This is a genomic window from Kribbella antiqua (assembly GCF_004345665.1).
GTDB lineage: Bacteria > Actinomycetota > Actinomycetes > Propionibacteriales > Kribbellaceae > Kribbella > Kribbella antiqua.
The window spans coordinates 334,363-347,475 of sequence record NZ_SLWR01000010.1; the positions used below are offsets into that span (position 1 = coordinate 334,363).

Annotated in this window: 13 protein-coding genes; 10 read left to right on the forward strand and 3 right to left on the reverse strand. The window is 68.0% G+C overall.

Features of this window, described 5'->3' with window-relative positions; translation table 11 throughout:
* The first annotated feature begins 16 nt into the window (after positions 1–16).
* Together cobF and EV646_RS28000 are read left to right on the forward strand one after the other, a co-directional pair.
* Positions 17–784: a precorrin-6A synthase (deacetylating) gene (gene cobF, locus EV646_RS27995; RefSeq protein WP_132153734.1), complete on the forward strand. Its 768-nt coding sequence runs from the start codon at positions 17–19 to the stop codon at positions 782–784.
* A gap of 122 nt (positions 785–906) precedes the next feature.
* Positions 907–2,466 (forward strand): carboxylesterase/lipase family protein, encoded by a 1,560-nt coding sequence (locus tag EV646_RS28000; RefSeq protein WP_132153736.1) that lies wholly within the window; start codon positions 907–909, stop codon positions 2,464–2,466.
* On the opposite strand, the gene EV646_RS28005 is transcribed toward EV646_RS28000, so the two are convergent.
* Genes EV646_RS28005 through EV646_RS28015 form a run of 3 tightly spaced genes read right to left on the reverse strand, consistent with a single transcriptional unit; the run spans position 2,459 to position 5,045 of the window.
* Complete coding sequence (locus EV646_RS28005; RefSeq protein ID WP_158291035.1) at positions 2,459–3,073, reverse strand: TMEM175 family protein; 615 nt, start codon at positions 3,071–3,073, stop codon at positions 2,459–2,461. The genes EV646_RS28000 and EV646_RS28005 overlap by 8 nt on opposite strands.
* Positions 3,074–3,092: 19 nt before the next feature.
* Positions 3,093–4,514, reverse strand: a complete 1,422-nt coding sequence (locus EV646_RS28010; protein WP_132153740.1) for a DHA2 family efflux MFS transporter permease subunit — start codon at positions 4,512–4,514, stop codon at positions 3,093–3,095.
* Positions 4,515–4,562: 48 nt separating this feature from the next.
* The gene (locus EV646_RS28015; protein ID WP_132153742.1) at positions 4,563–5,045 is read right to left on the reverse strand and encodes a MarR family winged helix-turn-helix transcriptional regulator; all 483 of its coding nucleotides are present in this window, start codon (positions 5,043–5,045) and stop codon (positions 4,563–4,565) included.
* A 329-nt stretch (positions 5,046–5,374) separates the two neighbouring features.
* On the opposite strand from EV646_RS28015, the gene cobG reads away from it, so the two are divergent.
* The 8 genes from cobG to EV646_RS28060 all read left to right on the forward strand — a co-directional run bounded on the left by cobG (position 5,375) and on the right by EV646_RS28060 (position 12,896).
* On the forward strand, positions 5,375–6,556 hold the full coding sequence (gene cobG, locus EV646_RS28025) for a precorrin-3B synthase (RefSeq protein WP_132153744.1): 1,182 nt from the start codon (positions 5,375–5,377) through the stop codon (positions 6,554–6,556).
* Entirely contained in the window at positions 6,553–7,182 is a 630-nt protein-coding gene (locus EV646_RS28030; RefSeq protein WP_132153746.1) for a precorrin-8X methylmutase, read from the forward strand. The genes cobG and EV646_RS28030 overlap by 4 nt, the downstream gene beginning before the upstream one ends.
* A gap of 11 nt (positions 7,183–7,193) precedes the next feature.
* On the forward strand, positions 7,194–8,720 hold the full coding sequence (locus EV646_RS28035; protein ID WP_241996373.1) for a precorrin-2 C(20)-methyltransferase: 1,527 nt from the start codon (positions 7,194–7,196) through the stop codon (positions 8,718–8,720).
* 79 nt (positions 8,721–8,799) lie between these two features.
* Positions 8,800–9,501 carry a hypothetical protein gene (locus tag EV646_RS28040; protein ID WP_132153891.1) on the forward strand — a complete coding sequence of 234 codons (702 nt, stop codon included), beginning with the start codon at positions 8,800–8,802 and terminating at the stop codon, positions 9,499–9,501.
* A gap of 106 nt (positions 9,502–9,607) precedes the next feature.
* Positions 9,608–10,261: a hypothetical protein gene (locus tag EV646_RS28045; protein WP_132153750.1), complete on the forward strand. Its 654-nt coding sequence runs from the start codon at positions 9,608–9,610 to the stop codon at positions 10,259–10,261.
* Between the two features lie 102 nt (positions 10,262–10,363).
* On the forward strand, positions 10,364–11,068 hold the full coding sequence (locus tag EV646_RS28050; RefSeq protein WP_241996374.1) for an SDR family NAD(P)-dependent oxidoreductase: 705 nt from the start codon (positions 10,364–10,366) through the stop codon (positions 11,066–11,068).
* Positions 11,069–11,080: 12 nt separating this feature from the next.
* Positions 11,081–11,563 carry a 2,4'-dihydroxyacetophenone dioxygenase family protein gene (locus EV646_RS28055; protein WP_132153754.1) on the forward strand — a complete coding sequence of 161 codons (483 nt, stop codon included), beginning with the start codon at positions 11,081–11,083 and terminating at the stop codon, positions 11,561–11,563.
* A gap of 283 nt (positions 11,564–11,846) precedes the next feature.
* The gene (locus EV646_RS28060) at positions 11,847–12,896 is read left to right on the forward strand and encodes an FAD-dependent oxidoreductase (protein ID WP_132153756.1); all 1,050 of its coding nucleotides are present in this window, start codon (positions 11,847–11,849) and stop codon (positions 12,894–12,896) included.
* The last annotated feature ends 217 nt before the right edge of the window (positions 12,897–13,113 follow it).

A 13,113-nucleotide genomic window follows, 5' to 3' on the forward strand; every position in this document is an offset into this window, starting at 1 on the left:
ACATATGGTCGGCCGCATGCGGGAGATCGTGGTGATCGGGGTCGGTGCGGGTGATCCGGAGCAGGTGACGATGCAGGCGGTGTCGGCGCTGAACCGGGTCGATGTGTTCTTCGTGCTGGACAAGGGTGAGGTGAAGCAGGAGCTCGTCGACCTGCGGGAGGAGATCCTGCGCCGGTACGCCAAGGACAAGGAGTACCGGGTCGTCGTCGGGCGTGATCCCGAGCGGGACCGGAGCAGTTCGGCGTACGTCGAAGCGGTCGACGACTGGCGGCGCCGACGGGCCGATGTGTGCGCGGAGTTGATCGCGTCGAACCTGGGTGAGGGTCAGGTCGCGGCGTTTCTGGTCTGGGGTGATCCGTCGCTGTACGACAGCACGCTGGCGATCCTGGACGACATCCTGGCGCGCCGTGAGCTGGAGTTCGGGGTCGAGGTGATTCCGGGGATCAGCAGCGTGTCGACGCTGGCGGCGCGGCACCGGGTCGGGCTCAACCAGGTGGGCCGGCCGATCCAGATCACCACCGGACGGCGGCTGGCGAAGGCGTGGCCGGAGGACGTGGACGACGTCGTTGTGATGCTGGACGCGCAGACGGCGTTCACCGAGCACCTCGGGCAGGACGCCGACATCTACTGGGGCGCCTACCTCGGCACCCCTGATGAACTCCTCATCTCCGGCCCCCTCCGCGAGGTAGCCCCCGAGATCGAGAAGGTTCGCGCCGAAGCCCGAGACCGCAAGGGCTGGATCATGGACACCTACCTGCTGAGAAGACACCGCCCCGACGCGTAAGAACCGCCGCCTTCGGCGGCGAGAGCGCGGTGTGAGAAGGCGTGCCACTTAGACCAAAGGTGTAAGTGGTTTGGCCGGTGGGCTGAGGCGGGGGTGGGGCGGTCTGGTCGAGGCTGCTCGGCATGAGGATCAAACGTAGGTATGTGCAGTTGGCTACGGCGTTGTCGCTGGTGCTGACTGGGGTGCTGGTGGATGGCGCCGCTGCAGAGAGCGATCCGCCGGCGCAGCAGGACGTCGTACGGACTGAAGCCGGCCTGGTGCGCGGCAAGACGACCGGCGAGGCTCGGGTCTTCAACGGAATCCCGTACGCCGCTCCACCGGTCGGAGTACGGCGATGGGAGGCGCCGCAACCCGTGAAACCGTGGGACGGGGTCCGGCCGGCCGTGGATGTCGCAAGCGCGTGCCCGCAGCAGGCCAATCCGGAGGCGCCGGACGGTTCCACCACCGAGGACTGCCTCTATCTGAACGTCACCACCCCCGCACAGCCGTCCAGCAAGCCGCGAGCTGTGGTGGTGTGGATCCCTGGTGGCGGGTTCTTCTCCGGTGCGGGCAGCAGCTATGAGGCGTCGAACTTCGCGACCAGGGGTGACGTCGTCGTCGTGACGGTCAACTACCGGCTGGGGATCTTCGGCTTCTTCGGTTACCCCGGGCTCAACGGATCCGGCACGTTCGGGATTCAGGATCAGCAGGCGGCGTTGCGGTGGGTGCAGCGGAATGCGCGAGCCTTCGGCGGTGATCCGCGCAACGTCACCGTGGCAGGCGAGTCCGCCGGCGGCATGAGCGTCTGCGCGCAACTGACCTCCCCCACCGCAACCGGCCTGTTCGCCAAGGCAGTCATGCAGAGCGGGTCCTGCGCGTTCAACTGGGACGACAACAGCCAGTACCCGGGCCAGACGGCTGACTCCCCCTGGGTGCCAGTCAGCCGCGTCCAGGCCACCGGCAAGGAGTGGGCCGCCGAGAACACGAGCTGCAAGACCCTTGAATGCCTCCGGTCAGCGAAGTCCGACGTACTCGTGCAGGACACACTGCAGTTCACCCAGATCGCGTACGGCGGCAGTGCGGTGCTGCCACTGGACCCAGCGAAGGCCATGCGGGCCGGGCTGTTCCACCACGTGCCGATGATCTCCGGCAATAACCACGACGAGGCCACACCGTGGCTGGCCGCGTTCGGCGAGATCAAGGACTACAGGCAGCTGGTCACGAACATGGTCGGTGCGGACCAGGCGGCAGCAGTACTACGTGAGTACCCGCTCGACCAGTACGACTCAGCAGCCGTGGCGTGGGCCGCAGTCACCACAGACCGGATCTGGTCGTGCACACAGGTCGCCACCGACCGGCAGGCAGCGCGGCACGTGCCGGTGTACGCCTATGAGTTCGCGGACAAGCACTCGCCACTGGCGCAACCCGGACAGGGCGCTGCACACGCTACTGAACTGCCGTACCTGTTCAGACTCGGCGGCTACGACCTGCTGACGACAGCAGCACAGCAACGGCTGTCGAACCAGATGATCGACTACTGGACCACCTTCGCCCGTACCGGCGACCCCAACGGCCCAGACCGACCGCGCTGGGCACCGACCAAGGCTCACACCATCACGGGGCTGGCACTGAACCAAGGCAGCATCCCGCAGGTCAACCTGACCGCGGAACACCACTGCGCATTCTGGGCAGGTATCAGCTGACCTGCGCCTGCCGGCGGTTCCAGACCCTCAGCGTGATCGGTGAGAGCAGCAGCAGGAGCAGAGCGTAGAAGTGGACCCCTGGAACGAAGGCCGCCAGCAGGAAGGCGACCAGGGTCAGCCCGGTCAGCACGAAGGAGCCGATGAGCTCCCGCCGGCTGACCGGGTCGTCCTGGTGTTCGAGCTCGCGGTGCCCGCTGACCAGCCAGGTGAGCGCGCTCTGGCAGATGCTCAAGGCAAGGATGTTGCCGGCGTACAGACCGGCCGTGAACCGGTCACTGTCGTAGCCGGCGACGATCTCGGTCGGGAACGGCAGGATCACGATCATCAGCAGCCAGAGGATGTTCAGCCGCATCACGGCCGGGGTGTACGCGCGGACATGCTCGAACAGCCGGTGGTGCCCCAGCCAGAAACTCGCGATCACCACGAAGCTCAGCAGGAACGCGTAGATCTGCGTCCAGTGCTCGGTGACCACCTCGACCGCGTCGAGCCCCTCCGACTTGGACTCCGTCACGACGTCGACCAGCGGCAGGATCAGTAGCGTGACCGCGATGGCGACGACCGCATCGGTGAACAGGACCAGCCGGTCGGGGTTCCGCGTTGTACTCACGGCCGACAAGAGTAAGCCATCAGTTTCGGCGGAGGGTGAGGGACAGGAGGAGGGCTGCGAGGACGAAGGCGACTGCGCCGAGCCAGGCGGCGCCGTAGCCGTCGCGGAGCGCGAGTACGTCGGTTGCGCCTTCGCCCAGGCGACTGGTCGTGGTGGATGCCGCCAGAGTGGCCAGTACGGCGGTTCCGACTGCGGCGCCGGCTTGTTGCGCGGTGTTGTTCAGACCGGAGGCCAGTCCGGCATCGCCTGGTTCCGCGCCGGACATTGCGAGCATGATCGCGGCTGGGATGGCCGCGCCGATACCGAGGCCGAGGAGTGCCAGCGCCGGTGCGACGTTGACGACGTACGAGCCGTTGACGGGTGCCTGGCTGATCCAGAGCAGGCCGACCAGGAGGATAGTCAGGCCCGCAGCCAGTGTCGTGCGTGAGCCGAAGCGGACCGTCAGGCGCGGCACGACCCAGAGTGACATGACGGCGTTCGTCAGCGGCGCGGGGAGGAACGCCAGACCAGTCATCAGCGAGTCGTAGCCCAGCACCCGCTGCACATACAGCGCGGTCGTGAACTGGAAGCCAAAGCCCGCCGCGAACAGCAGGAGCACCACAACGTTGGCCACTGTCACCTGCCGCTTGCGGAAGATGTGCAGTGCGAGCAGCGGGTTCGCGATGCGCGCCTGCCGCAGTACGAACGCCGCCAGCAGTGCCACGGACACCACTGCGAGCACAAGCGTGCGTGGCAGCGAGGCATCCGGCTCTGAGGTCTGGACGATCGTGTAGACACCAAGCGAGAGCCCAGCGGTCACCAGTACGGCGCCCAGCACGTCTGCACCCCTGCCGAGCCCCAGCCCGTTCTGACGAGCCAGCAGCTGTACGGCGAACAGCAGCGACACCAGGCCGATCGGAACGTTGATCAGGAAAGCCCAGTGCCAGCCGATCGTCTGGGTGATCACACCGCCGACAATGAGGCCGATCGACGCACCGGCAGCCGCAGTGAAGCTGTAGACGCCCATAGCCCGCGCCCGCTCACCCGGAGCCGGGAACAGGCCGACGATCATGCCAAGGATCACTGCGGAGGCCAGCGCACCACCGACGCCCTGCAGGAAGCGCCCGGCGATCAGTAGCTCGGCACTGTTGGCCACGCCGCACAGGAGCGAGGCCGCGGTGAACAGGCCGAGGCCGGCGAGGAAGACTCGTTTGCTGCCGATCAGGTCACCAACACGCCCGGCCAGCAGGAGCAGGCCGGCGAAGGCGATCAGGTACGAGTTCATCACCCAGGCCAGACCGGCCTGCGAGAAGCCGAGGTCCTCCTGGATCGTCGGCAGCGCGACGGTCACCACTGTGCCGTCGAGGATGATCATCAGCTGCATCACACACAACACGATCAGAGCTTTCACGCGGCCCCGGGCAGCGTGGCCGATCGCAGGAGTTGCCGAAGTGGTCGTCATGAGAACGACCATAACAGATAGTTTGGTAGCGGACTATCTCTTTGCGGATCAGCTTGCCCGTTGCCGTGCCCGTCGTACGGGCTGAGCCTCGACGGGCGTGGACAGGTGGCCGCCGACGAGCTGCGCGAGGGCGTTGACGAAGGGCTGGCGCTGACCGGCGGCGAGCGCTTCCAGCGCCTCGGCGTGGACGCGGTCGACGATCCGCTGGCCTTCGTGCGCGATCTTGGCGCCGGCCTCGGTGACGGCGATTATGCGGGCCCGGCGATCCGTGGCGGACGGTTTGCGCTCGGCGTACCCGGCCTTCTCGAGCGCGTCGACGGTGACGACCATGGTGGTCTTGTCCATGTAGGAGAGCTCGGCGATCTGGATCTGGGTCCGCTCGGCCTCGAGCGCGTGCCGCAGGACGCACTGCATCCGCAGCGTCAGGCCAACCTCGGCCAGCGCGGCGGAGAGCTGGGTTTCGAGGACGTGCCCGGCGTGGGTGAGGTAGCCGGTGAGGTCGGGAACCGTGCGCGGTGGAGTCTTCGCCATAGGACCAAGGCTACCGCGGGATTATCTCAAGCCAGACGATCTGCTTCCGGACGGATCACCGCCCACCGACAAACCTGAGTCGCGAGAAAGCGACGTGGTGGTTGCGAGAGTACGGCGATGTCGCGAACCCGCCAGTGTGCAGGCGCGTGAGGCGGCCACTGTGCTGTTCACGTCGTCCTTCCAGGCGATGCTCTCCACTGGTGCCCTGCTCGGCGGACTGGTCGTGGACGCGTGGTCGGTGTCGGTGGCGATGGTGTGCGGCGGCGTCTGCGCCCTGCTGACCACCGGCGTGCTGCTGTGGTCCAGGACAGGGGACGTAGCATCGCGGGATGACCAGGATGGTGAAGGACCGGTGCCCTGGGGTTCTGACGGTCCACGAGGCGGCTGATGGCGGGCTGGCTCGGGTGCGCGTGGTCGGCGGGCTGCTGAGCGGTCAGCAGCTCGAGGTACTGCGAGTGGCCGCCGGCGAGCTGGGGGACGGGAAGCTGGAGCTGACCTCACGGGGAAACGTGCAGGTCAGAGGGCTGAAGGCGGACGGACCGCGGGAGCTGTCGGAGCGGTTGTACGACGCCGGACTGCTGCCGTCCATCACCCACGAGCGGGTCCGGAACATCCTCGCCTCTCCCCTGTCCGGACTCGACGAGCAGAGCCGGTACGACGTTCTGCCCGTGGCGGCTGAGCTGGATCGGGAGCTGTGCGCGCGGCCCGGGCTGGCTGAGCTGCCTGGTCGGTTCCTGTTCGCACTGGACGACGGGCGCGGCGATCTGGCCGGAGTCCAGGCCGATGTCGCCGTACGCGCGCTGGACGGGCGTGAGGCCGTCCTGTACGTCGGAGGGCGCGAGGCGCGCGTGAGCTGGGCCGACGCGGCCCAGTTGATGGTTTCGGCCGCGGAGGTGTTTCTAGCCGAGCGAGAGCAGGCGTGGCGGGTGGCTGAGCTGGACGACGGAGGTGACAGGATCCTCGGCCGGCTCGGGCTCGAGACCTGGAGCGCCGGAGAGGCTGACCGCGGGGCGGTGGACGCCGGAGAGGCGGGTCGCGGGGCAGTCGCCGGCGGCGAGGCCGGGCCGAGCGGGGTCCCCACAGGACCGCACCTGCAGGTTGACGGCAGGACAGCGCTGGTAGTGACGGTGCCGCTCGGGAGTCTTGGCGCCGAGCAGGCTGAAGTGCTCCAGCACGTCAGCAGCGGGGAGATCAGGCTCACGCCGTGGCGGTCCGTCGTACTGCCTGGGCTGGAGAACGACCTCACTGAGCGGCTGGAGGAGGTTGGGTTGGTCACAAAGGCCGATTCGCCGTGGAACGGTGTGACAGCGTGTGCGGGGCAGCCCGGTTGCGCGAAGGCGCTTGCCGACGTACGCGCGGATGCACGCCGGGTCACGCCACGGCTTCCCCGGCACCAAAGGCCAATGCATTGGTCGGGTTGTGAACGGCGATGCGGCAAGCCGGCCGGCGAGTTCGTCGATGTGCTTGCTCTGGGCAACGGATATGTGATCGACGGTGAGGGACTGCAGTGAGCTACGAGTACGTCAAGGATGGCGCGGAGATCTACCGGCGGTCGTTCGCTACGATCCGCGCCGAGGCAGCGCTCGACGATCTCCCGGCCGACCTCGCGCAGGTCGCCGTACGGATGATCCACGCCTGCGGGATGACGGATCTGGTCAAGGACCTCGAAGCATCCGAGAACGTCGTCAAGAACGCCAGAGCCGCCTTGCACAACGGCGCGCCGATCCTGTGCGACGCGCAGATGGTTGCCGCCGGCATCACCCGGCGCCGGCTGCCGGCAAACAACGAAGTGGTCTGCACACTGCACGATCCAAGGGTTCCTGAGCTGGCAAGACACCACGAAACCACCCGAAGCGCCGCAGCCGTCGACCTGTGGACGGACAAACTCGAAGGCTCGGTCGTTGCTATCGGCAACGCCCCGACCACGCTCTTCCGGCTGCTCGAAGTGATCGCGAACGGCGCCCCGAGGCCAGCCGCGGTCCTCGGGATCCCGGTCGGCTTCATCGGTGCCGCCGAGTCCAAGGACGCACTGGCCGCAAACGACCTCGGCCTGGAATACCTGGTTGTCAAAGGCCGCCGGGGCGGCAGCGCGATCACCGCAGCCGCCATCAACGCAATCGCAAGCGAGGCGGAGTGACTATGAGTGGGGTGACCGGACGACTGTGGGGCGTAGGGCTAGGCCCCGGCGACCCCGAACTGGTAACGGTGAAGGCTGCCCGGCTGATCGGCGCCGCGGACGTGATCGCGTTCCACAGCGCGCGCCACGGCCGCAGCATCGCACGCTCGGTCGCGGCGCCGTACCTCACCGAAGGACAGCTCGAGGAGCACTTGGTCTACCCGCTGACCACTGAGACGACAGACCACCCCGGCGGGTACCAGGGCGCGATGGACGACTTCTACGCCGACTGTGCCGCCCGCCTGGCTGCGCACCTCGACGCCGGCCGGAATGTCGTCGTACTGGCTGAAGGGGATCCGTTGTTCTACGGGTCCTACATGCACATGCACAAGCGGCTGGCCGGCCGGTACCCGTGCGAGGTGGTCCCCGGCGTCACGTCCGTGAGCGCGGCGGCCGCCGTACTGGGGAGACCGTTGTGTGAGCGGGACGAGATCCTCACCGTCCTGCCCGGCACGCTGCCGCCTGACGTGTTGGCGGATCGGCTGCGGAACACCGACGCGGCAGCAGTGATGAAGCTCGGCCGGACCTTCGCAGGAGTCCGCGAGGCCTTCGAACTCGCCGGGCGGGCGGATGAGGCCTGGTACGTCGAACGCGCCACGACCGAGCAGCAGCGGACCGCTCCCCTGGCTGAGGTCGACCCCGACCAGGTCCCGTACTTCTCACTGGCCCTGCTCCCCAGCCCGATCAACAACGCCTTCAGCGCGCCGGGGCCCAAGACCGAGACAGACGGCTCAGTGACAGTCGTAGGACTTGGACCGGCCGGACCGGAGTGGATGACTCCCGAGGTACGCGCCGCGATCGCGACTGCCGACGACCTGATCGGCTACGGCCCGTACGTCGACCGGCTTCCGGACCGGGCTCGTCAGCGCAAGCACGGGTCGGACAACCGCGTCGAGTCGGAGCGCGCCGCGTTCGCGCTCGATCTGGCTCGCAAGGGCTCACAGGTGGTTGTGGTCTCGTCCGGTGATCCAGGCGTGTTCGCTATGGCCAGCGCGGTGACGGAGGTCGCGTCGGAGCCGGAGTACGCCGACATCGCCGTACGGGTGCTGCCCGGCATGACTGCTGCCCAGGCCGTCGCGAGCCGGGTGGGAGCGCCGCTGGGGCATGACTACTGCGTGCTGTCCCTGTCGGACCGGTTGAAGCCGTGGGAGGTCATCGCCGAGCGCCTGACCGCTGCCGCACAGGCGGACCTGGCGATCGCCATCTACAACCCCGCGTCGAAGTCCCGCACCTGGCAGGTCGCAGCCACCCGCGATCTGCTGCTGGAACACCGTTCGCCCGAGACTCCGGTCGTCATCGGGCGCGATGTGGGCGGCGCGGCGGAGTCGATCACAGTGACAACACTGAGCGAAATCGACCCGGCACAGGTTGACATGCGCTGCCTCCTCCTGATCGGCTCATCGCAGACCCGCACCATGCCCCGCCCGGCCGGCCCCCTGGTCTTCACTCCCCGCCGGTATCCGGCAACGGGGAGTGAACCCGCGCCAGAGGCCGGTTAAATCCACCGCCCGGTTGTGTCAGACCGCGTCCGGGCGGGTAGGGATCGGCGCGAGGCTGACCAGTGAGGAGAACGTGGACATGGTCCAGCAGTACGGCGACACCGCCACCATGACGGAGCCTGACAACGACGCGACTACCACCGCGCGCTACGAGGAGGCGCGGGCGGCGGCGCACCGGGCGATGAGCAACGTCACGATCATCCCGGACCAGCCGCTGACTCCCACAGGCGCGATGGAGCCTGTCGAGGACCCGGAGCTGCTGGCCTACCGAGGGTTCAAGTTCGGTGCAGCCTTCTTCGGCTGGCTGATCGCCATCGCCATGTCAGTGGTGCTCAGCATCGCCGTCGCCGCGGCTGCACTCGGTACGGCGGAGATCCTCGACTACACGCGCGCCGACGCGGAGGCACAGCCCGGCGCCACGGCTATCACTGCGGCCGCTGTCTCTGTCGTGGTGGCGACCCTGGCCTTCTACTCCGGTGGGTACGTCGCCGGCCGGCTCGCCCGCTTCGACGGCGGGCGGCAGGGCTTCGGCGTGTGGATGTTCGCGTTTCTCTTCGCCGTACTCGCGGCCGGCACCGGAGCGCTGCTGAACAATCAGTACGACCTGCTCGCCGACGTGAACCGCCCCGACGTGTCGCTGACCACTGACACGCTGACCACGGGTGGCATCGTCGCCACCGCAGCGCTGCTGCTCCTGACGCTGCTGTTCGCGATCGTCGGCGGCAAGGCCGGCCGGCGCTACCACGACAAGATCGACCGGCTGCTCGAGCAGCAGTTCTAGCCGTCAGTCACCACCTCGCCACGCACAGCCAGCGTCCGCGCTTAACCGGCGTCCCGACGGGTACCGGTGGGTCGACACGGGGCTGTCTCGCGAGGAGAGAACTGACATGGCCCAGCGGTATCGGGACGACACTGACCCGCAGCTCAGCAACTACGACGACACCGACAATACCCCGGTGCACGACCCGGAGGCTGACCGCGCTCCCCTGCACCGGGCGGACGTCCGGATCTCGACCGACAACGAGGTCGATCCGGTCTACCGGGGCTTCAAGGGCGGCGCCGCGTTCTTCGGCTGGCTGGTCGCGGTCGGGCTGATCGCGCTGCTGTCCGGAATCGTCGGCGCGGTCGCGGCAGCGGTCGACTACGCGATCACCATCGACTGGAACGCGGCAGAGGCTGACGCAGGCACGATCGGCATCGTGTCCGGCGCGGTGGCGCTGCTGATCCTGGCGATCGCCTACTACAACGGCGGATACGTCGCCGGCCGGCTCGCCCGCTTCGACGGCGGACGGCAGGGCTTCGGCGTCTGGCTGATCGGCGTGGTGGTCACGGCCGTGGTGGCCGCGATCGCCGGTCTGGCCGGCTCGCAGTACGACGTACTGGACCGGGTGGACCTGCCTTCGGTGCCGATCGCGGACGACACGCTCACGACCGGTGGCCTGATCGCGGTCGTCGCGGCCGTGGTGGTCACGCTGTTCGCGGCTGTGATCGGCGGCAAGTCCGGTCAGCACTACCACCGGCGCATCGACACGAGCGCCTGACGCCCTGCGCAGTACACAGGCGTGGCCCGGACGGCGGAAGACCCCTATCCGCCGTCCGGGTCATCGTTGTCCTGACCTGGAAACTTGGGCAGGATGCCGGACATGTCACCGCGCACCGCACTCGTCGTCGGAGGGACCAGTGGTATCGGCGCGGCCACCGCGCTGCGGCTGTTCATCGACGGTACGACGGTGATCGCGGCCGGGCTCGACCTCGCCGCCACCTCTCCTGAGCTCCGGCGGGCCGCCGAGCTGCACGAACTCGACCTCCGCGCGGAAGGAGCTCTCGAGGACCTGATCGCCTCGCTCGACCGGCTCGACGTACTGGTCAACGCGGCCGGCATCATCAGGCGCGGGGACGAGCACCGGCCCGAGGTGTTCCGGGAGGTCGTCGAGATCAACCTCACCGGCGCGATGCGAGCGGCCGAGGCGGCGCACGACCTGCTCGCCGCCAGCCGCGGTTGCATCGTCAACGTGGCCTCGATGCTGAGCTACTTCGGCGGCCCGCTGGTCCCGGCGTACAGCGCCAGCAAGGGCGGCATCGTCCAGCTGACCAAGTCGCTCGCGGTCGCGTGGGCGCCCGAGGGCATCCGGGTGAACGCGGTCGCGCCCGGCTGGATCGCCACCGAGCTCACCTCCGCGCTGCAAGCCGATCCGGTCGCCGCCGACCGGATCATCTCCCGTACGCCGATGGCCCGCTGGGGTACGCCGGAGGAGGTCGCCGGGGCGATCGCGTTCCTCGCCGGGCCCGACGCGGGTTTCGTCACCGGCGCCGTCCTGCCCGTGGACGGCGGCTATCAAAGTATGTGAAGGAGCTGTCGCATGATCCCGGTATCAGCTGGTGTTCCCGCGGAGATCGCCGTACCGGCGGTGCCTGATGACGATAGGTTGTGGGTTCAGCAGGCGCCGGACGTGTGGTTCCGGCCGCTGATGCTGAACACGATCACCGGGCAGTGGTGCAACCTGCTGAAGGTGACCAGGTCCGGGATCGTCTCGCGGCACCGGCACCCGAGCGCGGTGTTCGGCTACGTGATCAAGGGCAAGTGGCAGTACGACGAACACGACTGGGTCGCGGAGACCGGGTCGTTCGTGTACGAGCCGCCGGGTGAGATCCACACCCTGCGGGTGCCGGAGGACTGCACCGAGATGATCACGTTCTTCAACATCTCCGGCGCGATGATCTACGTCGACGACGACGGCAACCAGACCGGCTACGAGGACACCTTCACCAAGATCCAGCTCTGCCGGGACCACTACGGCTCGAACGGTCTCGGCGCGGACTACGTGGACCAGTTCATCCGCTAGTTGGACGGCGGTTCCACGGCGAGTACGGCGTCGATCACGGAGCTCAGGGTGGGTGATCGCGGGCGGTCGCGGGGCAAGAAGATCGCGACTTGTCGTTCGGCCCCGGCGCCGCGGATGGGGACGAGGCGGACACCAGTCAGGTTCGCGGTGGTGACCGCGAGCGCGTTGGTGACACCGGTGCCGAGGCACGATCCAATCCATCCGGTAGCCGTACGCCGCGGTGAGATCCATTCAACACACGCCGGCCGGGAAGAGAGCGGCGGCGGGAAATGTTGAGACCGGTGTGAAGGTCGTCGTGATCGGGGCTGGGCAGGCCGGGTTGTCGGCTGCGTATCACCTGGTCCGGCTCGGATTCACGCCGTACGACGAGGTCGTCGTACTGGATCGGAATGCGGCGCCTGGGGGTGCGTGGCAGCATCGGTGGGATTCGCTGACGATGCATGACGTGCATGGAATCGCGAATCTGCCGGGGGTGCCGGTGCCATCGAGCGCTGGGGTGGAACGGGCGAACGAGTTCGTGCCGCGGTACTTCGAGGACTATGAGCAGCGGTTCGGGTTGCCCGTCGTCCGGCCGGTGACGGTGGAGACCGTGCGGAAGGTCGACGGGCTGTTCTCGGTGAAGACCGATCACGAGACGTATCTGGCCGAGGCGATCGTGAATGCGACCGGGACGTGGAATCGGCCGTTTGTGCCTTGGTATCCGGGGATCGAGACGTTCCGCGGGCGGCAGTTGCATACTGCGGACTATCGCGGGGCGTCAGAGTTCGCAGGGAAGCATGTGCTGGTGGTCGGCGGTGGCGCTTCGGCGGTGCAGTTGCTCTCGGAGATCTCCGCGGTCGCGTCGACGACGTGGGTGACGCGGCGGCCGCCGGAGTGGCGGACTGGTGAGGAGTTCGGGCCGGAGCTCGGGCGGAAGGTCGTCGCCAAGGTCGAGGAACGAGTGCGAGCCGGTCTGCCGCCGCTGAGTGTGGTGAGCGTGACCGGGCTGCAGCTACGCGAGCAAGAGCGGGACGCCTGGCGGCGTGGGGTGTACTCGCGTCACCCGATGTTCGCGCGGATCACGCCGTACGGCGTCGAGTGGGCCGACGGCCAATCGCTGGACGTCGACGCGATCCTGTGGGCCACGGGCTTCCGCGCCGACCTCGCCCACTTGGCCCCACTGCACCTCCGCGAGCCCTCCGGCGGCATCCGCATGGACGGCACCCACACGGTCCTGGAACCCCGGGTCCACCTCGTCGGCTACGGCCCCTCCGCCAGCACCATCGGCGCCAACCGAGCCGGCTTCACCACCGCCCGCACCCTCCAAACCCTCCTCCACTCCCTCGCTGCCTAACCCCGCAAGCCCCACCACCTGCCGCGCACCCCCTTCACCACCCAACCCCCGCACCGGCTCCCGCCGGATTCCTCCGTCCTTATTCCTTCTCCTAAGACGTTGCCGAGGGCATCGGTAGCGGGACGTTTGATCGATGGCGGGATGTATGAGGCCATCGGTGAAATAACCCGGCAGCGGGCGGGGGCGCTTGATGCCGAGCGCGGGTAGGCGCGGTGGG